General features: G+C 69.5%; 17 protein-coding genes. 9 read left to right on the top strand and 8 right to left on the bottom strand.

The window, feature by feature from the left end; genetic code table 11:
* Positions 1–133: 133 nt before the first annotated feature.
* Positions 134–304: a hypothetical protein gene (locus ACH413_RS39005; protein WP_360046201.1), complete on the bottom strand. Its 171-nt coding sequence runs from the start codon at positions 302–304 to the stop codon at positions 134–136.
* Here ACH413_RS39005 and ACH413_RS39000 point away from each other — a divergent pair.
* Positions 258–725, top strand: coding sequence for a DUF2345 domain-containing protein (locus ACH413_RS39000; protein WP_396425629.1), 468 nt, complete (start codon positions 258–260; stop codon positions 723–725). The genes ACH413_RS39005 and ACH413_RS39000 overlap by 47 nt on opposite strands.
* A 15-nt stretch (positions 726–740) precedes the next feature.
* Here ACH413_RS39000 and ACH413_RS38995 read toward each other — a convergent pair whose 3' ends face one another.
* Complete coding sequence (locus ACH413_RS38995) at positions 741–1409, bottom strand: HNH endonuclease (RefSeq protein ID WP_396425581.1); 669 nt, start codon at positions 1407–1409, stop codon at positions 741–743.
* A gap of 152 nt (positions 1410–1561) precedes the next feature.
* Between ACH413_RS38995 and ACH413_RS38990 the strand changes: the two genes are divergently transcribed.
* The 4 genes from ACH413_RS38990 (at position 1562) to ACH413_RS38975 (ending at position 6727) form a co-directional block, all read left to right on the top strand.
* Positions 1562–3658 carry a prolyl oligopeptidase family serine peptidase gene (locus ACH413_RS38990; RefSeq protein WP_360046068.1) on the top strand — a complete coding sequence of 699 codons (2097 nt, stop codon included), beginning with the start codon at positions 1562–1564 and terminating at the stop codon, positions 3656–3658.
* A gap of 35 nt (positions 3659–3693) precedes the next feature.
* Positions 3694–4575, top strand: coding sequence for a mechanosensitive ion channel family protein (locus tag ACH413_RS38985; RefSeq protein ID WP_396425627.1), 882 nt, complete (start codon positions 3694–3696; stop codon positions 4573–4575).
* A gap of 118 nt (positions 4576–4693) precedes the next feature.
* Positions 4694–5077: a globin gene (locus tag ACH413_RS38980; RefSeq protein WP_360046066.1), complete on the top strand. Its 384-nt coding sequence runs from the start codon at positions 4694–4696 to the stop codon at positions 5075–5077.
* A 57-nt stretch (positions 5078–5134) separates the two neighbouring features.
* Positions 5135–6727, top strand: a complete 1593-nt coding sequence (locus ACH413_RS38975; RefSeq protein WP_360046064.1) for a glycoside hydrolase family 13 protein — start codon at positions 5135–5137, stop codon at positions 6725–6727.
* A gap of 54 nt (positions 6728–6781) precedes the next feature.
* Here the strand turns inward: ACH413_RS38975 and ACH413_RS38970 are convergent, their stop codons facing one another.
* Genes ACH413_RS38970 through ACH413_RS38960 form a run of 3 tightly spaced genes read right to left on the bottom strand, consistent with a single transcriptional unit; the run spans position 6782 to position 12582 of the window.
* Positions 6782–8131 (bottom strand): VCBS repeat-containing protein, encoded by a 1350-nt coding sequence (locus ACH413_RS38970; RefSeq protein WP_360046062.1) that lies wholly within the window; start codon positions 8129–8131, stop codon positions 6782–6784.
* 30 nt (positions 8132–8161) lie between these two features.
* A complete protein-coding gene (locus tag ACH413_RS38965; protein ID WP_360046060.1) occupies positions 8162–9577 on the bottom strand; it encodes a VCBS repeat-containing protein in 1416 nt (471 codons plus the stop codon).
* 47 nt (positions 9578–9624) lie between these two features.
* Positions 9625–12582, bottom strand: coding sequence for a BTAD domain-containing putative transcriptional regulator (locus ACH413_RS38960; protein WP_360046058.1), 2958 nt, complete (start codon positions 12580–12582; stop codon positions 9625–9627).
* A gap of 97 nt (positions 12583–12679) precedes the next feature.
* Between ACH413_RS38960 and ACH413_RS38955 the strand changes: the two genes are divergently transcribed.
* Genes ACH413_RS38955 through ACH413_RS38945 form a run of 3 tightly spaced genes read left to right on the top strand, consistent with a single transcriptional unit; the run spans position 12680 to position 14633 of the window.
* Positions 12680–13087, top strand: a complete 408-nt coding sequence (locus tag ACH413_RS38955; RefSeq protein ID WP_360046056.1) for a helix-turn-helix domain-containing protein — start codon at positions 12680–12682, stop codon at positions 13085–13087.
* Positions 13084–13512: a toxin gene (locus ACH413_RS38950; RefSeq protein WP_360046054.1), complete on the top strand. Its 429-nt coding sequence runs from the start codon at positions 13084–13086 to the stop codon at positions 13510–13512. Before ACH413_RS38955 ends, ACH413_RS38950 begins: the two co-directional genes overlap by 4 nt.
* Positions 13513–13514: 2 nt before the next feature.
* On the top strand, positions 13515–14633 hold the full coding sequence (locus ACH413_RS38945; protein WP_360046052.1) for an MAB_1171c family putative transporter: 1119 nt from the start codon (positions 13515–13517) through the stop codon (positions 14631–14633).
* Here ACH413_RS38945 and ACH413_RS38940 read toward each other — a convergent pair.
* Both ACH413_RS38940 and ACH413_RS38935 read right to left on the bottom strand, forming a co-directional pair.
* Positions 14582–15208: a hypothetical protein gene (locus tag ACH413_RS38940; RefSeq protein WP_360046050.1), complete on the bottom strand. Its 627-nt coding sequence runs from the start codon at positions 15206–15208 to the stop codon at positions 14582–14584. The two genes, ACH413_RS38945 and ACH413_RS38940, sit on opposite strands and share 52 nt — an antisense overlap.
* A complete protein-coding gene (locus ACH413_RS38935) occupies positions 15201–15632 on the bottom strand; it encodes a thioesterase family protein (protein WP_319981759.1) in 432 nt (143 codons plus the stop codon). The genes ACH413_RS38940 and ACH413_RS38935 overlap by 8 nt, the downstream gene beginning before the upstream one ends.
* Positions 15633–15726: 94 nt before the next feature.
* Between ACH413_RS38935 and ACH413_RS38930 the strand changes: the two genes are divergently transcribed.
* The gene (locus ACH413_RS38930; RefSeq protein WP_360046048.1) at positions 15727–16224 is read left to right on the top strand and encodes a DUF2975 domain-containing protein; all 498 of its coding nucleotides are present in this window, start codon (positions 15727–15729) and stop codon (positions 16222–16224) included.
* 63 nt (positions 16225–16287) lie between these two features.
* Here the strand turns inward: ACH413_RS38930 and ACH413_RS38925 are convergent, their stop codons facing one another.
* Positions 16288–21231, bottom strand: coding sequence for an NAD-glutamate dehydrogenase (locus tag ACH413_RS38925; RefSeq protein ID WP_360046046.1), 4944 nt, complete (start codon positions 21229–21231; stop codon positions 16288–16290).
* Between the last annotated feature and the right edge of the window lie 10 nt (positions 21232–21241).

Raw genomic sequence — 21241 nt, 5'->3', positions numbered from 1 at the left:
GGGTCTTGTTCCCGGATCACCCACCTCTTAGCTTTTCACCTATACGGGTCTTGCGCACCCGCCCCGAGCGAGCTGGAGGACACAAAATGTTCACGATGACCCGCCCCCAGGCCGTGACCTTCACTCTTCCGAGCTACAAGGACGATTCAGTGCGTATCACGGCCAGTGACTCCGTCCGGATCACCACGACCGACTCCGTTCGGATCACCGCGAGCGATTCGGTCAGGATCACGGCCCGCGACTCCGTCCGCATCACGATGGCAGACTCGGTGCGCATCACGGCGAGCGATTCGGTCAGGATCACGTGCGCCGACTCCGTCCGGATCACGGCACACGACGACTCCGTTCGGATCACCGCTCAGCAGGATTCGGTGAGGATCACTGCGCGTGAGGACTCCGTCCGGATCACCATGGACGACTCCGTGCGCATCACGGCCCACGACGACTCGGTCCGCATCACCGCTCAGGACTCGGTCCGCATCACGATGGACGACTCCGTCCGCATCACCGCGCACGACGATTCCGTCCGGATCACCGCGCACGACGACTCGGTGCGCATCACCATGGACGACAGCGTGCGCATCACGGCCCACGACGACTCCGTGCGCATCACCGCTCAGCAGGACAGCGTCCGCATCACCGCACGCGAAGACTCCGTGCGCATCACGATGGACGACTCCGTGCGCATCACGGCGCGCCAGAACGAGTTCTCCCTCGCGGCCTGACCCGAACGACCAGCCTCAGGCAGCAGGTTCGCCCAGGTACGGCAACCACTGCGGATCAGCCTCGGCCACGCCGGCGAGCAGTCGCCAGTGCGGGCCGCGTGGCGCCGCGGGAACGACGCGCAGCCGCCAGCCCAGTTCGGACAGCAACTTGTCCGCCTTGCGGTGGTTGCACTTCGCACAGCAGGCGACGCAGTTGGTCCAGGTGTGAGGTCCGCCACGCGAGCGCGGCACGACGTGGTCGATCGTCTCGGCCCGCCCGCCGCAGTAGGCGCAGCGATAACGGTCGCGGTGCATGAGCCCGGCACGGGTCATCGGCACGCGACCGCGATAAGGCACGCGAACGTAGGAGCTCAGCCGGATCACGGACGGCACGAGCACCTCGGACTTCGACGAGTGCAGCACCAGCCCGGAGGCGTCTCCGTGCACGACTTCGGCCTTCCCGCACACCACCAGGACGACCGCGCGGCGCAGTGACAACGCCGTGAGCGGCTCGAACGTGGCGTTCAGCAGCAGGACCTTGCGTCTTCCCCAGGGGAAAACCGCCGGCGTCGGACCGGGACCTCCCCCATCTCGATCCCCATCCGGCACGACCCGGAGCTCGGGCTGATTTCGGCATGGGGGGACCGTCGGCGCCGTCTCGCCTGGTAGCGAGGTGCCGATAGGGGTCGGTTGTCGGTCTGGCACGCGACCACCTCCACCGGTTCAGCCATAGGAGACCACACTTACCAGGAAAAAATCACGTGTGATAAGTGACGCGTCACGGATGTGTGATCAAACCTGGGGTGAATGAACTCCCTATCGGAAGTCGTTTTCAAGAGCCCGGTACGCTTGACAAGGTGACAGAGGCTCCCTCCACTCCACTGCCTGCGACGATCACCTACCCGATCGCCGAGCGGCTAAACATCGCCGAGCAGATTCACGGGCGCGACGTCGCCGATCCGTACAGGTGGCTCGAAGACACCGCGGACCCCCGCACCGCGGAGTGGTCGCAGGCACAGGACGTGCTCGCGCGCTCCTGGTTGGACGCGATGCCCGGCCGCGCACGCCTGGGCGAGCGCCTGAAGGAGCTGATGCGCACGGGGTCGGTGTCCACGCCGACCTGGCGCGCGGGCAGGGCGTTCTTCAGCCGCCGCGGTCCCGAGCAGGACCACCCCGTCGTCGTGGTGCGCGAGACCGACGGCACCGAACGCGTGCTGCTCGACGTCAGCGCGCTCGACCCGTCCGGCCGGACCACCCTGGACGGCTGGTCCCCCAGCCTCGAAGGCACGCGCCTCGCGTACCAGGTGTCGATCGGCGGCAACGAGCACTCGCTGCTGCACGTGATCGACGTCGAGTCCGGCGAGCTCATCGAGGGGCCCATCGACCGGTGCCGCTACTCCTCGATCGGCTGGCTGCCCGGCGGCGAGGAGTTCTTCTACGTCCGCCAGCTCGACCCGGCGCTGCTGCCCGAGGACGAGAAGCTGTTCCATCGCCGCGTGTGGCGTCACCGCGTCGGCACGGACCCCGCCACGGACCTCAACGTGCACGGCGACGATCAGGCGCACACCTTCTACTACTCACTCACCGTGTCGCAGGACGGCCGTTGGCTGGTCGTGAGCGGTGCGCCCAGCACGATGAAGCACGACTCCGTGTGGATCGCGGACCTGCACGGCGACGGCGCGCTCAAGCCGGTGATCCTGACCGAGGCCGGCGTGCAGTGCTCGGCGTTCGTCGCCCGTGACGGCAGGCTCTACCTGCACACCAACCACGGCGCGCCCCGGCAGCGGCTCTGCGTCGCCGATCCCGCGAACCCCACCGAGTGGACCGAGCTGATCAGCGAGGAACCGGACTCGGTGCTCGACGGCGTGCGGTGGCTCAACGGCGATCTCGTCATCCTGCGCACCCGGCACGCGGTGTCCGAGCTGCACCTGCACGACGCCGCGACCGGCGCGCACGTCCAGGAGATCCCCCTGCCCGGCACTGGTTCGTTGCACGGCATGTCCGTTGTGGACGCTCAGACGGACCACGACCAGGACACGCTGTGGTTCGGGTGGACGGACTTCGTGACGCCGCAGTCGGTGTTCCGGTTCTCGAAGACCACGGGTGAGACGGTGCTGCACGAGGCCGCACCGGGTCGTGTCGAGCTTCCGACCGTGACGACGCAGCAGATCGCGTACCGGTCCAAGGACGGCACGACGGTCCACATGTTCGTCGTCAGCGGAGAGCAGAAGCCCGATCTGCCCCGTCCCGCGCTGCTCACCGGCTACGGCGGCTTCGCGATCGGCCGCGGCCCCGGCTACAGCGCCACCACGCTGGCGTGGGTCGAGGCGGGCGGCGTGTGGGTGCATGTGTCGTTGCGCGGCGGCGACGAGGAAGGCGAGGACTGGCATGTCGCCGGTATGCGCGCCAACAAGCAGAACGTGTTCGACGACTTCCACGCCGCCGCAGAGCGTCTGGTGCGCGACGGGTGGACCACGCCGCAGCAGCTGTCGATCATGGGAGGGTCCAACGGTGGCCTGCTCGTGGGCGCCGCGCTGACCCAGCGCCCCGAGCTCTACGCGGCGGTGGTGTGCTCAGCGCCACTGCTCGACATGGTGCGCTACGAGAAGTTCCTGCTCGGACGGTTGTGGGCCGACGAGTACGGCAGCGCAAGCGTTTCCGAGGAGCTGGGCTGGCTGCTCTCCTACTCGCCTTATCACCGAGTGGTAACGGACGTTGAGTACCCTTCGGTCTTGTTCACGGTGTTCGAGTCGGATTCTCGTGTGGACCCCAACCACGCCAGGAAGATGTGCGCGGCTCTGCAGCACGCTTCGTCAAGTGATCCGACCAAGCACCCCGTGCTGATCCGCCGCGAGACCGAGGTCGGTCACGCGGGCCGGTCGGTCAGCCGGACGGTGTCTCTCGCCGTGGACCAGCTGACGTTTCTCGCGAATGCCACCGGCATGGAGTTGTAGGAGGGCACGACCACGTGACCAGTCCCGTGGATGACATCGAGAACAAGACCGCGCAGGCGGTCGGCTTCTTCGAGAAGTACGGCCCCGACATCATCGCGGGCGGCATCAAGATCGTCGTGATCCTGATCGCCGCCTTCATCCTCCGGGCCATGCTGCGCAAGGTCATCGACCGGATCACGACGCCCGGCAAGGAAGGCAAGAAGCCGGGCCTGCTCAAGCCGTTGCGGGAACGCGCACCCCAGGCGCTCGGGAACCTCATCTCCGAGCGCCGGGAGCAGCGCGCCCGCACGATCGGCTCGGTGCTGAAGTCGATCGTCACGATCCTGATCTTCGGAATCGCGTTCCTCGAGGTCCTGATCGTGGTGAAGCTCGACATCACGCCGGTGCTGACCTCGGCGGGCATCCTGGGCGTCGCGATCGGTTTCGGCGCCCAGAACCTGGTGAAGGACTTCCTGGCCGGCATGTTCATGCTGCTGGAGGACCAGTACGGCGTCGGCGACGTCGTGGACCTCGGCCCGGCGACCGGCACCGTCGAGGCGGTCGCGCTGCGCACCACCACGATCCGGGACACCGGCGGCACGGTCTGGTACGTCCGCAACGGCGAGATCCTGCGCGTCGGCAACTCGTCGCAGGGTTTCGCGGTCGCGGTCGTCGACCTGCCGCTGAGCTACGGCGCGAACCTCGCGGAGGCCACCCAGGTGCTGGAGCGCCGGGCCGGCGAGGTGGCCGAGAAGGACCCGCTCAAGACGGACATCACGGCCAAGCCCGAGGTGCTGGGCGTCGAGAAGTTCACGCCGGAGGGAATCACCCTGCGGGTCACCGTGAAGACGCGTCCCGGCCGTCAGTGGGCGGTCCAGCGCAACCTGCGCGCGCAGCTCATGCCGGCGCTGGAAGAGGCGGGCTTCACCGCCAAGTGAGTTAGAACACCCATTCGAGACGGTGATCATCAGGCGTCCTGCCAGTTCACACGCCTATGGCAGAGCCAACAGCCGGGGCGGCCTGCACGCGGTGGCTGTCGTGAGTCAGGATGGGTGCGTGGGAAACCCCGTGAGCTTCTTCGAACAGGTCGGTGGCGAGGAGACGTTCCACCGCATCGTCGCGCGCTTCTACAAAGAGGTGAAGGCCGACGAGATCCTCCTCCCGCTGTACCCCGAAGAAGACCTCGGACCTGCGGAGGAGCGGCTGCGGCTGTTCCTCATGCAGTACTGGGGCGGCCCCCACACCTACTCGGACAACCGGGGCCACCCGAGGCTGCGGATGCGGCACGCACCGTTCAAGATCGGACCGATCGAGCGGGACGCGTGGCTGCGCTGCATGAGGATCGCCGTCGACGAGGCCGGCCTGGACGAGGCTCACCGCAAGCAGCTCTGGGACTACATGGAGATGGCCGCGAACAGCTTGATGAACAGCTTTTCCTGAGCGCCCATCACCCGTTCGGGTCCTTTAGCAGCGAGACGAATGGCAGGATGACCCCCCGTGCGACGTTCCTCCGACCTCAGCCCCGAGATCGCCGAAGAGTCCGTCTGGTGGCGTGACGCCGTCTTCTACCAGGTCTACGTGCGCTCCTTCGCCGACTCCAACGGCGACGGCGTCGGCGACCTCGACGGCATCCGGTCCCGCCTCGGCTACCTGGAGCTGCTCGGGGTCGACGCGCTCTGGCTCACCCCGTTCTACCGCTCGCCGATGGCCGACCACGGCTACGACGTCGCCGACCCGCGCGACGTGGACCCGATGTTCGGCGACCTGGCCGCGTTCGACCGGCTGGTGGCGGACGCGCACGAGCACAACATCCGCGTGACGGTCGACCTGGTCCCGAACCACACCAGCGACCTGCACGTGTGGTTCCAGGAGGCGCTGCAGGCAGGCCCCGGCAGCATGGAGCGCGCCCGCTACATCTTCCGCGAGGGCCGCGGCTTCGACGGCTCGCAGCCGCCGAACAACTGGACGTCCGTCTTCGGCGGTCCCGCGTGGACCCGCGTGCCGGACGGCCAGTGGTACCTGCACCTGTTCGCACCGGAGCAGCCCGACCTCAACTGGGACCACCCGGAGGTCCGCGCCGACCTGGAGCAGACGCTGCGGTTCTGGCTGGACCGCGGGGTCGACGGCTTCCGCATCGACGTGGCGCACGGCATGGCCAAGCCCGACGGCCTGCCGGACATGGAGATCCGCCCGCAGGCCCCCGGTGTGCTGTCCGACGACGCGCACGACCCGCGCTTCGACAACGACGGCGTGCACGAGATCCACCGCATGATCCGCAAGGTCATGGACGGCTACCCCGGCACCATGGCCGTCGGCGAGATCTGGGTGCGCGACGACGAGCGCTTCGCCGCCTACGTCCGTCCCGACGAGCTGCACCTGGGCTTCAACTTCCGGCTGGTCGAGGCAGGCTTCGACGCCGACGCGGTCCGTTCGGCCATCGAGCACTCGCTCGCGGCCGTCGCGCTGAGCGGCACCCCCGCGACCTGGACGCTGTCGAACCACGACGTGGTCCGCCACGTGACGCGGTACGGCGGCGGCGCGCTGGGCGAGCAGCGGGCCCGCGCGATGACGCTGGTCGAGCTGGCGCTGCCGGGCGTGATCTACCTCTACAACGGCGAAGAGCTCGGCCTGCCGAACGTGGAGCTGCCGGACTGGGCCCTGCAGGACCCGACCTGGGAGCGTTCCGGGCACACCGAGCGCGGCCGGGACGGCTGCCGCGTGCCGATCCCGTGGGAGGGCACCAGTCCGCCGTTCGGGTTCTCCACGGCCGTGAACACCTGGCTGCCGCAGCCGAACGAGTGGGACCACCTCACGGCCGAGGCGCAGCTGGAAGACCCCGGTTCGATGCTCTCGCTCTACCGCGAGGCGCTGGAGCACCGGAAGTCCAACGCGGGCTTCGCCGGTGAGGAACTGGAGTGGTACGGCGCACCGGCCGGCTGCTTCGCGTTCCGGCGCAAGGGCGGCGGGCTGATCTGCGCCCTGAACACCTCGGGCGCCTCCGTGCCGCTGCCTCCCGGTCAGGTGCTGCTGTCGTCCGGTCCGATGGACGGCGACCAGCTGCCCCCGGACACCGCGGTCTGGCTGGCCTGAACCTGACGCGAACAGCGCCCCGGGGATCCTGGGGCGCTGTTCGTGGTGAACCGGTCAGGCGAACGTGCGCACCTGGGACCAGTCACCACCGATGGACCACGTCACACCGGCATACGGGACTCCGCCGGGATTGACGAGAGAACCGTTGGCGTACACGGACAACTTCCCGTCCGGCTCCACGGCCACGATGTCCGCGTAACCGTCGCCGGACGCGTCCGTCACCGTGAACTGCTTGACCGCGGACCAGTTGCTGTTCCGGATCCGCCACGTCTCCCCGGTGAACGGCTTGCGATCACCGCTCACCAAAGTGGCGTTGTTGTAGCCGAACAACTCACCGTTGCCGTCGACCGCGACCAGGTCACCGAACCCGTCCCGGTTGAGGTCGGCGACACCGAGTTGCTTGACGTTGCCCCAGCCCACGCCCAACCGGTAGGTCTCCCCGCCGAACGGCTTGCCGCCCGGATTCACCTTGCTGCCGTTGGCGTACACCACCAACGCACCCGAGCCCTCCACCGCGACCAGGTCACCCCAGCCGTCCCCGGTGACGTCCGCGATCGCCAGCTGCCGGACGTCCGCCCAGGAACCCTGGTACGTCCACGTCACGCCACCGAACGGCTTGCCGCCGGGGTTGACCTGGGAACCGTTGCCGTACACCGACAACGTGCCGTCGGTGCCAGTCGCGACGAGGTCCGCGTAGCCGTCACCGGTCACATCGCCCGACGCCAGCAGCTTCGCGCCGGTCCAGTCGCTGCCGGGGTACCGCCACGTCTCCGAGGTGAACGGCTTGCGGTCACCACTGACCAGGGTGGCGTTGTTGTAGCCGAACAACTCACCGTTGCCGTCCACCGCGACCAGGTCACCCCAGCCGTCCCGGTTGATGTCGCTCACCCGGTCCACCGGGATCGCGACCTCGGCCATCAGCGTTCGCGCGTGCCCCTCCACCTGGTCGTACCGCTCGGGGTAGTCCGACTTCTGGACCTTCTGCGCGAGCTGGCCCGGGGACAGCCCGGGATTGGCGCGGTCGACGCGAATCGCCGACTGGAAGAACGCCGTGGACGCGTAGACCACGTCCATGATCTGATCCGGCGTTCCCCAGCCCTGTGAGGGCCGCTGCTGGAACACCCCGAGGGAGTCCAGGTCACCGCACGGCAGGTTGGTCATGTGCGACTCGACCCAGCCCGTCTCGAAGCCCGCGAGCATGACCTTGTCCGACACGCTCAGGTCTCTGGCCACCCGGTAGACGATCTTGGTGACGTTGAGGTCGCGGACCGGCGGGGCGACGCACGCCTCGTTCGCGTCCTGGGCTCCCGGAGCGTCACCGGGCGTGGCGTGGGCGGTGGTCGTGCCACCGGTGATGACGGCGGTCGCCAGGACACCGGCCGCAAGTCGTTGCAGGAAGGACATTTCCTTCTCGTTTCTGGTCGGCTCGGCGGATCAGGCGAGGGTGCGGACGCCGGACCAGTCGCCGGCGGCGGACCAGGTGCGGTTGGTGTAGGGAATCCCGCCGGGGTTGACGAGAGAACCGTTGGCGTACATGGCCAACTTGCCGTCCGGCTCGACCGCGATGATGTCGGCGTAGCCGTCACCACTGGCGTCCATCACGGTGAACTGCCTGACCGCGGACCAGTTGCTGCCCCGGATCCGCCAGGTCTCCCCGGTGAACGGCTTGCGATCCCCACTCACCAGCGTGGCGTTGTTGTAGCCGAACAGCTCGCCGTTGCCGTCCACCGCGACGAGATCACCGAAGCCGTCCCGGTTGAGGTCGGCGACACCGAGGTGCTTGACGCTGCCCCAGCCCGTACCCATCCGCCAGGTCTCGCCACCGAACGGCTTGTTACCCGGATTCACCTTGCTGCCGTTGGCATACACGACCAACGCACCGGAACGCTCCACCGCGACCAGGTCACCGAAACCGTCGCCGGTCACGTCCGCGATCGCCAGGTGGGACACCGCGCTCCAGGCGCCGTCGTAGCGCCACGTGACGCCGCCGTACGGTTTGCCACCCGGATTGACGAGCGCGCCGTTCGCGTACACGACAAGGGAATCGCCCTCGACACCGACGAGATCCGCGTAGCCGTCACCGGTCACGTCACCCGAGGCGAGCGTCGTCACCGACGACCAGTCGCTGCCGGCGTTGCGCCAGGTCTCCCCGGTGAACGGCGAACGGTCCCCGCTGACCAGCGTGGCGTTGTTGTAGCCGAACAGCTCACCGTTGGCGGCCACGCCGATCAGGTCGCCCCACCCGTCGCTGTTGACGTCGCTCACCCGGTCCACCGGGCGGGTGTCGGCGATCTTGTTGTAGCGCCAGGGCAGGTAACTCGAGTCGCCGAAGTAGGGGTACGGGATCGTGCGGCGCACCGTGTGGCCGGGACTGCCCGCCTGTTCGATGCCTGTGTACGCCGTCCTGGCATCGTTCGCCCACGCCTCGAAGACGACCACGTGACCAGCGGCGCCACCGGTACCAGGACCGAGCTTGCCGAGCACGTCGCCCGGCAGCAGGTCGTTCTTCGCGATCCGCTGGGAGACACCGGGAAGGGACTCCGTGGTCCGGCTGGAGCCGAGCTTCCAGGCCATCGAGACGAACCCGGAGCAGTCGGCGCGGTACCCGCCGAACCAGCCTCCCATGTCGTACGGCACCGGCCCGCCGTTGTTGGCGGTGAGCCAGGTCTTCGCGCGGGAGATCACCTCGTCCCTGGTGATCGGCTCGTCCACGGCCGCCGCGGCCAGTCCGGCGACCGGCGCCTCGGTTCCCTGTCCCTGCACGGTTTCCTGTGCCGACACCGGTGCTGCCAGCGCGAGCGCGGCCAGCGCCGCGACCACGCCGAGCCCCAACGTTCTCCTGCTCTTCATGCTTGCCCCCAGACAGTTCCGCGGACCCGTTGCCCGCGTTGCCGCACCTACTCTGGGCCGAGCACCTCCAAGCGATCTGAAGGCCGGATTTGAGGTTCTCCCTCGAACGCCTCGCGGGCGCCGTGCTGCCGGAAGATCGCCAGTGCCTCGTCCCACGCCGCCTGGTCGCCGAGTTCGGCCAGCGACCGCAACGTCCTGGCCCGGAATAGCGGCAGGGACAACGCCTCCCACCACCGCAGCGCCCGTTCGAGGTGCTCTCTGGCCTCGTGCCGCCTGCCCTGCGCCAGGTCCAGCTCACCGAGGGTGCGCAGCACGAGCGCCTGCCCGAAGCCGTCCTGCATCTCGTTGCACGTCACCAGGCACGCCTCCAGGTCGTCTCTGACCGCCGCGCCGCGGCCCTGCCTGATCCTGACCTTCGCGAGTGCCTGCACCGCGTACGCCGTCATGAGCCGGTCACCGGTGTCCCGCAACAGTTCCAGCGCCCGTTCGCAGCACGCCGCTGCCTCGGGCAGCCGTCCGGCAGCCCTGTGCACGATGCCGACCGAGCGCAGCACGATCGCCTCGGCCCTGCGGTCCCCGATCCGCTGGTAGGCCTCCAGGGAACGCAGGCCCGCGTCGAGTGCGGCACGCAGGTCTCCCTGTTCGGTCAGCACGCGGCTCATCCCGTGCGCGGCCTGCGCGATCGCACTCGGGTCGGCCAGGTCGGGCAGCGCGTTCTCCAGCGACACCAGGGCTTCCGCCAGCCTGCCGCGTTCGCGCTGCACGCTGCTGAGCGCCAGCAGGACGCTCGCCAGGCCGCGCCGATCCCCGCCGGACTCGTACGCGGCGATCGCCCGCTGGTAGTAGTCCTCGGCCTCGTCGAAGCGGTCCTGTTCGAACCGCAGCCAGCCGAGCCCCGCCAGCAGCCGGGCCTCCCCCGCCCGGTCACCGGTCCGCCGGGCCGCGCCGAGTGCCGCGCTGTGCGTGCGCCACCACGGCCCGAAGAGGTTGTGCACAGCGAACCTGGACGAGCAGAGCGCCGCCGCGAGTGTGGTCGCGTCCTCGCTGAGATCGAGCTCGCTGACCCGTTCCGTCGTCGCGACGAGCGCGGCCTGTTCGGCGGCGAACCACTGCTCGGGGTCGGCGAGGTCCTCCAGCACCCTCCCGTCCAGGTCGGGCACGGTGTCGAGGCGGTCCACGGCGAACGTCGCGTGCGGCATCCGGTCGCCGGCGATGCGCACCAGCGCCGACGCCGACCGAGCCGCGCGCGACGCGGCCGCGTGGACGTCCCGCTCCGGTTCCTCGGCCTCACCGCGTTCCCTGGCGAACGCGCGGATGAGGTCGTGCAGGTGGTAGCGGACCATGCCACCGCTCATCGACATGTCCACGAGCTGCGCGTCCATCAGGCGTTCGACGGTGTCCTCCGCCTCGGGCACCGGGCAGTCGAGCAGCGCGGCCACGAGCCAGGTCCCGAAGTCCGGCACGCCGAGCAGGCCGAGCCGGCGCAACGCCACCCGTTCCCGCGCGGGCATGGCGTCGTAGCTCAGCGCGAAGCTTCCCCGCACCTCCAGATCACCGACCTGCAGCACCCGCAGCACCTCGCGCTCGTCCGTCAGCCGGTCGGCGAGCCTGCGCAACGGCCACAGCGGCCGTGCCGCGAGCCGGGCCGCCGCGATCCGCAGGGCGAGCGGCAGGTGCCCGCAGAGCCGGGCGATGCGCAGCGCCTGGTCCCGGTCCGCGGCGACCCTGGCCTGTCCGGCCACTCGGCCGAGCAGGTCCAGCGCCTCCGCGTCGCCGAACACGTCGAGGCCGAACTGGGTGCCGCCGCCGAGCGCGTCGAGGCGCCGCCTGCTGGTGACGAGCAGCGCGCACCGGTGGCCGCCTGGCAGCAGTGGCCGGACCTGCTGTTCGTCGGCGGCGTCGTCGAGCACGACGAGCATGCGGCGGTCCGCCAGCAGCGTCCGGTAGAGCTGGGCGCGTTCCGCGAGGCCGTCCGGGATCGCCGTGGTGGTGACGCCGAGCGCGCGCAGGAATCCCGCCAGCACATCCGCCGGTTCCGCACGGACCGGCTGCAGCCCGCACAGGTCCGCGAACAATCGGCCGTCCGGGAAGTGGCCGGCGATCTCGTGCGCCACGTGCACCGCGAGGGCCGACTTGCCGACCCCCGGTTTGCCGGAGATCACGCACAGCCTCGTGTCAGCGCGCAGCCGCCGGGTGAGCCGGTCCGCCTCCCGCGTGCGGCCGGTGAAGTCGCCGATGCCGAACGGCAGCTGGTCCGGACTCCTCTGCGGTGGCCCGGGCGACACCAGGTCGTTGTCCCGCAACACTTTCTCGTGCGCGGCCCGCAGTTCCGGCCCCGGCTCGACCCCCAGCTCGTCGAGCAGCAGCGCCCGGCCGTCCCGGTAGCAGGAGAGCGCGTCGGCCTGCCGGCCCGCCTGGTGCAGGGCGAGCATGAGCTGGCCGCGCAGCCGTTCCCGCAGCGGATGCTCCGCGACGGCGGTCGTGAGGGCGTCGATCAGCGACTCGCCGCGGCCGAGCCCCAGCTTCGCCTCCGCGGTGTCCTGCACGGTGACGAGCCGCAGTTCCTCCAGCCGGACGCGCTCCGTCTCGGCCCACTCCCCCTGCGCGTCGCCCAGCGCCGGTCCGCGCCACAACGCCAGCGCCGTGTCGAACCGGCTCGCGGCCTCCTCCAGCGAGCCGTCGGCCAGCAGTCCGCGGCCCTCGTCGACCAGCTGTGTGAACTCGTGCAGGTCGACCTGGGCGGAGTTGACCAGATAGCCACCGTTGCGCCTGCTGACGGCGTCACCCAGAGCCCGCCGCAACGCCGACACGTAGGTGTAGAGCGAGGACCTGGCCGCGTCCGGTGGTTCCTCTCCCCACACCGCGCCGACCAGCTGATCCACCCCGACGACCCGCCCGGAGTTGATCGCCAGCAGAGCCAGCAACGTCTTCGGCTTGGGACCACCGAGCGGCACAGGTCTGCCGTCGGCGAAGGCCTCGACCGATCCCAGCAGGCGGATGCGCATGTGTCCCCCCAGACAACCGGCACCGGGAATCATCAGACTGATCTCACGATCGGACTGAGTCATTAAAGTGATCGAGCGCCGACTGTAGACTTCTCGCGTGGGAGACGTCAACGAGGCCGCTGCCGCCCCTCGGACGTTGGCGGAGAAGGTCGATCACCTCTTCCGCGAGGTGCGTCCGAGCGGCCGGAAACCGTTCACCCATCCCGAAGTCTCGGTCGCGACCGGCCTGTCGACCGGGCTGCTGTCCGCGTTGCGGTCCGGCAAGAACACCAATCCGACGAAGGACACCCTGCAGCGGCTGGCCGACTTCTTCGGCATCCCGGTCGCCTACTTCTTCGACGACCAGACGACCGAACAGGTCACCGCGCAGATCGGGCTGGCGGCCGCGATGCGGGACGCGGGGGTCGCGAGCGCCGCGGCCAGGATGATCGGACTGTCCCCCGGCAGCGTGGACGCCGTGCGCGCGCTGACCGAGCAGCTGCGCAAGCTGGAGGGGCTCGGGTGAGCAGGCTGGCAGCCAAGCTCGACCTGCCACGCCCGTTCGACATCCACGAACTGTGCGGCCGCATCGGCACCGAGCGAGGCCGGCCGATCGTGCTGACGCCGTTGCCGATGGCGTCGCTGGGGCCGTGCGGGCTGTGGCTCTCCGGCGAGCACGCCGACATCGTCTGCTTCGAGCAGCACACGTCCGTGCTGCACCAGGAGCACATCATCCTGCACGAGCTCGGGCACATCCTGCACGAACACCAGGGCGCGGAGACGATGGCGCAGCTCTTCCCCGACCTCGGCGGCGAAACGCTGCGGATCATGCTGGCACGTCAGCACGACACCTTCTCCGACCGCGCGGAACGGCAGGCGGAGGACTTCGCCTACGCCGTGCTCGCCAGGGCCAGCAGGGCGTCGGGCCTGCGTCGCGCGCTGGAGGACTGAGCGTGGCGGCGGCCGTCGCGGCGCACCTGGTCCTGGTCGCGGTGATCGCCGCGGCCGCGCTGAACCGCTGCCTCGCCTGGCGCCGCAACCCGTCCGACCAGGCGGCCCGCGCGGTGTTCTTCGCGTTGGTGTGCATGGAGATCTCGACCGTGCTCGGGCTTTCCGCGATCTACTGGCCTGTGCACCGCGCGTTCGGGGGGTTGCCGGGTTTCCCGCAGCTGCCGCAACACCTGGCGAGCATGGGAACGGCCTACTTCGCCGTCGTGTTCACACTCGCCGTCGTCAGGCCGGGTACGTCCGTCCGCTCACGTGCCCGGCTGCTCGCCGTGGCGTCCGCGTTGCTGGGCGTCTGCTACCTGCTCGGTCCGGTGCGCCTCGGGTTGCCGTTGCTCGGCGAACGCGGCCACGCCGACGCGGGTGTCCTCGCGTACGTGCTGGTGTGGCAGCTGTACAGCGCGTTCGCGATGGCGGACGTGGTGAGGCTCGCGTGGATCCATCGGACGCGGGAACGCGGTGTGCTCAGGGCGAGCCTGACGCTGATGGGGATCGGCTGTGCGCTGACCATCGCGCACGCGGTGCACAAGGTGACCTACTCGGTCGCCGTGTGGCTGGGTGCGCCCCCGTCCTGGGACGAGCACGGACTGGCCGGGGTGCAGATCCTGCTGATCGCGCCGGCCGGGTTGTTCCTGCTCGCCGGATTGCTGCTGCCCTCGGCGAACGCGGAAGTGCGCAGGTACCGCCTCTACCGGCGGCTGGCTCCGCTGGCGACCGCGCTCGGGGTCTCCTCGCCGGGAGTGCGAGGTTCCCGCGCGCGGTTGCTGAACCGGGTGATCGGCATCCGGGACGCGCTCATCGGCCCGTTGCGTTCCCATCTGGATGCCGCCGTCTACGACGCGGCGCTGGCTTCCGCTTCAGCGGCGGGGCTCAACGCACGCGCCTACGCCGAAGCCGCGTGCATCGACGCGGCCCTGCTCGGAGGGCCGGGCGGCCGGCTCCCCGAGTTCCACGCACCCGCCGCGGACGAGGAGGCGACCTGGCTCGCCGAGGTGAGCACCGCCTACGCCGCGCTTCAGACGAGCAGCGGCAGCATGGAGTGGCGCCGCCGCACGACCGCGCCGTAGCGGGCGTCGATCCGCAGCCACGAGTCGGTCGCGGTCACCCGCACCTCGCCGTCGTCTCCGAGGAAACCCATGCCCGACAACGCGAACAGGACCCGCAGCGCGATCTTCACGTCCAGTCCGGACCCGCTGACCGTGAGCACCGTCTGGTCCAGCAACGAGGCCGGCGGCGTGCCCTGCGGCCCGGTGTTCTCCCTGGCCACCTCGACGCCCTCGTCCGCGAGGGTCGCGATGACCTCGACCGGCAGCCGGTCGACCATCAGCCAGCCCTCGGCGGGCGGCAGGGCCGAGCGCCACATCAGGTCCTTGGCCGGGCCGGGGTCGATGCGTTCGTCGCGCATGACCGCGAGGCCCGTCAGCAGCTCCGACCCGGACACCGTGACGTCCGCCGGAGTCGCCTGTCCCGCAACGGTTCGCGTGGCGAGCGTGTCGAACGGCGTGGCCACCCACGCGTCGAGCCGCTCCTCGTCGCGGTTGCGCAGCCGCACGACGGACTGCGCGTCGAGCCGCACCGCCCGCGCGGCGAACGCCCCGAGGTCGTCTCTCTCGGCCGCGTCGGCCAACACCAGTTCAGGCACCGTTTCCCCCTGCCCGCCACCCGGCGAGAAAGTCGCGCTCGGCCTCGGTCAGCCGGCGCGGTCGTGCAGTCGTCACGTTGTAGGGCGCCATGAGCGTCTCCGCCTTGACCACCACCGGGCTGTTCACGTCGCGGCTGCCGCGCACCACGTAGTCGAGCGTCAGCGACGCGGACTTCAGTTCCCGCACCGACATCTCCACCAGGACGTCCTCGCCGGTGAACACGATCGGCGCGAGGTACTCGACCACGAGCTTCGCCACGACCATGCCCTCGGCCAGTTCCTTGACCCCGTGGCGGGCCGCCTCGGTGAACAACAGCTCGATGCGGGCCTCTTCGAGCAACGTCACCGTGTTCGCGTGGTTGACGTGGCCGAACGCATCCATGTCCGACCATCGCGGCCGCACACCAGTGACGAAGACACCCATGCAGGGACCCTACCGAACGGCGACCGCCCGAACCTTCACAGGACCTCCACACCAACCGATTGAAAATCGATAGGCAGCTCTCGATACTCGATTTATGACTCGCGCACTGGTGTTCTTCCTGCAGGCACTGCTCGCCATCGCGGTCCTCGGCGGCCTGTTCGCGCAGGTGGTGGTGATTCCGACGACCGCGGCGGACGAGGTCGAGCTGTTTCCGCCCTACGAGTCCGTGCGGCTGCCGTTCGTGGTGTCCGCCATCGTCTTCATCGCGTGCCTTCAGGTCCTGGCGGTGGCGTTGGGCGGAATGCTGCAGCGGGCGGGCGACGGCACCGTGTTCGAGTCCGGCGCGCTCGCGTGGACGAACATCGCGATCGGCGCCATCGCCGGTGGGGGCCTGGTGCTCGCCTGGCTGTTCGTCTTCATCACGTTCGCCGACATCCCCTCGCCCGCGGACGGCATGGAGACCCTCGGGCTGTGGATGGGATCCGCCGTCGGCACGGTCGCGGCGGTCGGAGTGGCGTTGCTGGTCGTCGTCGGACGGCACTGGCTGCGACGCGCGATCATGCAGCGCGCCGAGCTGGACCAGGTCGTCTGACCTGACGACAACGCCGGGGCGCCACGGACTTCCGTGACGCCCCGGCGTTCTTGCGTTCCGGTCTTACCTGACCATGCTCCGCACCTGGCGGGCGGCGACGGACAGGGTGGCCAGGTCCAGCTGGTGGACCCGGTTGATCTCCTCCAGCGCGCCACGCGAGCGAGCCAGGCGGGAAGCGTTGGCCTGCTCCCACTTGGCGATCTTCTCGGTCGCCGTGTCGCCCTCGTCGCTCGCCCTGAGGACGTCGACGGAGATGGCCCGCAACGACGAGTAGAAGTCGTCGCGGAGAGCCAGCCGGGCCAGTGCGTGCCAGCGGTTGCCGCGCTCCAGGCTCGTCACCGAGTCCAGCATGTGGTCGATGTCGAGGTGGTCGGACAGCGAGAAGTACAGCTCGGCCGTCTCCCGGTGCGTGCGCTCCGGGCCCGCGCCGCCGGTCGGGCCGAACTCGCGCTCGGCGAGCTCGGCGATCTCGGTGACGTCGAGAAGGCCGTACATGTAGAGCAGCGCCGCGACCTTGCGGGCGAGCTCGGCGGGAACGCCCTGTTCGACGTACCGGTCGGCCTTGCCCGCGACGACGTCCAGTTCCTTGCCCTGCAACAGGTCGAAGGCGAACGGGCTGAGCTCCTCGACCACGCCGCGGAACCGGTTGATGGTCGAGCCCACCGGCAGCGGCTGCGGGCGGTTGGAGAGCAGCCAGCGGGACGCGCGGTCCAGCAGGCGGCGGGTCTCCAGGACCATGCTGTCCTGGACCTCCGTCGGCACCACGTTGTCGAGCGCCTGGATCTCGCGCCAGATCGACGGCAGGTCGAAGACCTCGGTGACCACGGCGTAGGAGCGGACCGCGTCGGTCGCCGACGCGCTCATCTCCTCGGCCAGGCGGAAGGCGTAGGACACGCCGCCGCCGTCGACCACCTCGTTGACGACGACCGTGGTGATGATCTCCTTGGCCAGCGGGTGGTTCGGGATGGCCGCGCCGAAGCGTTCGCGCAACAAGGTCGGGAAGTAGTCCGGCAGCTTGTTCTTGAACGTGTCGATCGTCGGGATCTCGCTCGCCAGCAGCTCTTCCTTCAGCGTGAGCTTGGTGAAGGCGAGCAGCGTGGAGAGCTCCGGCGAGGTGAGGCCCTGGCCGTTCTTCTCCAGCGCCTTGAACTCCGCCACGCTCGGCATCGCCTCCAGCTTGCGGTTGAGAGCGCCGCGAGCTTCGAGGTCGGCCGTGAGACGCGCGTGCACCGACAGCATCGGGGCGGCGTGCGCCCGGCTGACGCCGAGGACGTTGTTCTGCGAGTAGTTGTCCGCCAGCACGAGCTCGCCGACCTCGTCGGTCATCTCGCCGAGAACCTCGTTGCGCTGCAACTGTTCCAGCGAACCCTCCCGGACCAGGTGGTCCAGCAGGATCTTGATGTTGACCTCGTGGTCGGAGCAGTCGACGCCGGCGGAGTTGTCGAGCGCGTCGGTGTTGACCTTGCCACCGGTGCGCGCGAACTCGATGCGGCCGCGCTGGGTCAGGCCCAGGTTGCCGCCCTCGCCGACGACCTTGACCCGCAGGTCGGCGCCGTCGACGCGGATCGAGTCGTTCGCCTTGTCGCCGACGTCGGCGTGCGACTCGGTCGACGCCTTGACGTACGTGCCGATGCCGCCGTTCCAGAGCAGGTCGACCGGCGAGAGCAGGATCGCCTTCTTGAGCTCCGGCGGCGACAGCTTGACCACGCCCTCGGGCAGGCCCAGCGCGACGCGGGCCTGCTCGGAGACCGGGATCGACTTGGCCGTGAGCGGGAAGATGCCGCCGCCCTCGCTGATCAGCGAGCGGTCGTAGTCGTCCCAGGACGAGCGCGGCACGTTGAACAGCCGCACGCGCTCGGCGAACGACGTGTCCGCGACCGGGTTCGGGTCGATGAAGATGTGCCGGTGGTCGAACGCGGCCACGAGCCGGATGTGCTCGGACAGCATCATGCCGTTGCCGAACACGTCACCGGACATGTCGCCGATGCCGACGACGGTGAACTCCTCGGTCTGCGTGTCCACGCCGAGCTCGCGGAACGAGCGCTTCACGCTCTCCCACGCGCCCTTGGCCGTGATGCCCATGGCCTTGTGGTCGTAGCCGACGGAGCCACCGGAGGCGAACGCGTCGCCCAGCCAGAAGCCGTAGCTCTGGCTCACGCCGTTGGCGATGTCGGAGAACGTCGCGGTGCCCTTGTCCGCGGCCACGACGAGGTACGTGTCGTCGGCGTCGTAGCGCACGACCTGCGGCGCGGGCACGACCTCGTTGTTGATCAGGTTGTCGGTGAGGTCGAGCAGGCCCGAGATGAACATCTTGTAGCAGGCGATGCCCTCGGACATGAAGTTCTCGCGGTCGATGCCGGGGTCGCCCGTCGGGGCGATCGGCTTCTTGACGACGAACCCGCCCTTCGCGCCGACCGGCACGATCACGGCGTTCTTCACGGCCTGCGCCTTGACCAGGCCGAGCACCTCCGTGCGGAAGTCCTCGCGGCGGTCGGACCAGCGCAGACCACCACGCGCGACGCTGCCGAAGCGCAGGTGCACGCCCTCGATCCGCGGCGAGTACACGAAGATCTCGAACTTCGGCCGCGGCGCGGGCAGGTCCGGGATGGCCTGCGGGTCGAGCTTGACCGACAGGTACGGCCGGGCGTTGCCGTCCGCGTCGCGGAAGAAGTAGTTCGTCCGCAGCGTGGCGTTGATCAGCGTGAGCAGGCTGCGCAGGATGCGGTCCGCGTCGAGGCTCGTCACGTCGTCGATGAGCTTGCCGGTCTCGACGACCATCGTCTCGGTGTGCGCGGCACGGGTCGTGTCGTCGAGCGCCGGGTTGAACCTGGCCTCGAACAACGCGACCAGTGCGATCGCCACGGACGTGTGGCTGAGCACGGCGTCCTCGATGTAGTCCTGCGAATACGGCGTACCCGCCTGACGCAGGTACTTCGCGTACGCGCGCAGCATCGCGGCCTGCTGCCAGGTGAGCCCGGCCTGCAGCACCAGCGAGTTGAACCTGTCGACCTCGGCCTCGCCTCGCCAGACGGCGGCGAACGCGTCCTGGAACCGCACGCGCACCTGGTCGAGGTCGGACTCGGACAGCTGGGCGAGCGCGGCCTTGTCGATGCGCAGGCCGAAGTCGTAGATCCAGCACTGCACGCCGTCTTCGCGGGCGATCTCGTACGGCCGCTCGTCGACCACGATGACGCCCATGCGCTGCAGCATCGGCAGCACGTCCGACAGGGTGATGCCCTCACCGGTCAGGAACAGCTTGAAGCGCCGCTCGCCCGCCTCGGCGTCCTCCGGCACGTAGAAGACCATGTCGAGGTCGCCCTCGACGAGCGCCTCGATGCGCCGGTAGTCCTCCAGGCCGATCGCGGCGTTGAAGTCCTCCTTGTAGGCCTCCGGGAAGACCGCGGCGAACCGCTGGCCCTGCTCCGTGGCCGACTCGGCACCGAGTTCGCCGCTGTCGCCCGTCACGGCCTCGACCATGCGGTCGTCCCAGCTGCGGATGGCCTCGGCCAGCTTGCCCTGGATCGCGTGAACGTCCGGCTCCAGCGTGCGCGACGGCTCCGTGTGCACCATGAAGTGCACGCGGGCCAGCGCGGACTCGCCGATGCGCGCGCTGTACTCGAGGTTCAGGCCACCGAGCTCGGCGAGCAGCACCTCCTGCATCGCGAGGCGGCTCGTCGTCGTGTAGCGGTCGCGCGGCAGGTAGACCAGGCACGAGAAGAAGCGGCCGAACGGGTCGCGGCGCAGGAACAACCGCAGCCGCCGGCGTTCCGCGAGCGCGATGACGCCCGTGGTCGTCTGGTAGAGCGTGTCCGCGTCGACCGAGAACAGCTCGGTGCGCGGGTAGTTCTGGATCACCTCGAGCATCCGCTGACCCGAGTAGGACTGCAGCGGGAAGCCGGCGCGGTGGATGACCTGGCGCACGCGGCGCTCGATCACCGGGATGTCGAGCACGTCCTCGTGCAGCGCGGTGGTGCTGAGGATGCCCAGGAACCGGTGCTCGCCGGAGACGTTGCCCTCGCCGTCGAACGTCTTCACGCCCACGTAGTAGGGGTAGACGCTGCGGTGCACGCTGCTCTGCGCGCTGGCCTGCGTCAGCACCAGCAACTCGGGGCTCAGCGCCTGCTCGCCGTTGTCCGGCCCGGCGGTGAGGCTGCGCGCCGCGAGGCTGTCCTGGCGCAGCACGCCGAGCCCACTCGCGAGCACGGCCCGCAGCGCGGGTTCGCCGTCCTCGCGCACCAGCTCGTACTGCCGGTAGCCCATGAACGTGAAGTGCCCGTCCGCGAGCCACTTGAGCAGCTTCGAGCCGTCGGTGGTGGCCTCGGACGAGTCCTTCTCCAGCTCCTCGGCCAGCTGCAGCGCCGTCGTCACCATGCGGTCGGTGTCCTCGACGACCTCGCGGACGTCGGTCAGCACCGTCAGCAGGCGGGTCTCGAGCTCGCGGGCACGATCGGGGTCGGTGATGAGGTCGACCTCGACGTTCATCCACGACTCGGCCAGCGCGTCCGAGGGCGGATCGGCCGGATCGGCCGTCGGCAGCACCTCGATGCGCTCACCGGTGACCGGGTCACGCCGCACGACGACGATCGGGTGCACGACGCGCTGCACCTGCACACCACCACGCGTGAGCTCGGACGCGACCGAATCCACCAGGTACGGCATGTCGTCCGTGACGACCTGCACCACGGTGACGGGACACTGCCACCCGTCGGTCCCGCGGGTGGGGTTCAGAATGCGCACCGCGGCGCGTCCGGGAACGCGGCTCTCGGCGAGCTGGTAGTTCGACCGCACCGCTCCGACCAGGTCCACCGGGTCGTCGTCGTTGACTTCCTCGGCGGGCACGTGCCGGTAGAAAAGGCGGATCAGGTCAGCGAGTTCGGGGGCATTGGCGGCGGCCCGTTCGATCAGCTCGTCACGGACCTGTTCAGGACTGGCCGGTCGACTGTCATCGCCCGCGGCGGGGGCCGCGGAGACGTCGTCGGTTCGGGTCGGGGCTCCAGTCGAGGTCATCTTCAGGCGA

Source organism: Lentzea sp. NPDC020367, from assembly GCF_044387305.1.
Classification (GTDB): domain Bacteria; phylum Actinomycetota; class Actinomycetes; order Mycobacteriales; family Pseudonocardiaceae; genus Lentzea.
The sequence above is the reverse complement of the archived record's forward strand: the minus strand, read 5'-3'. Positions and strand labels throughout refer to the sequence as shown.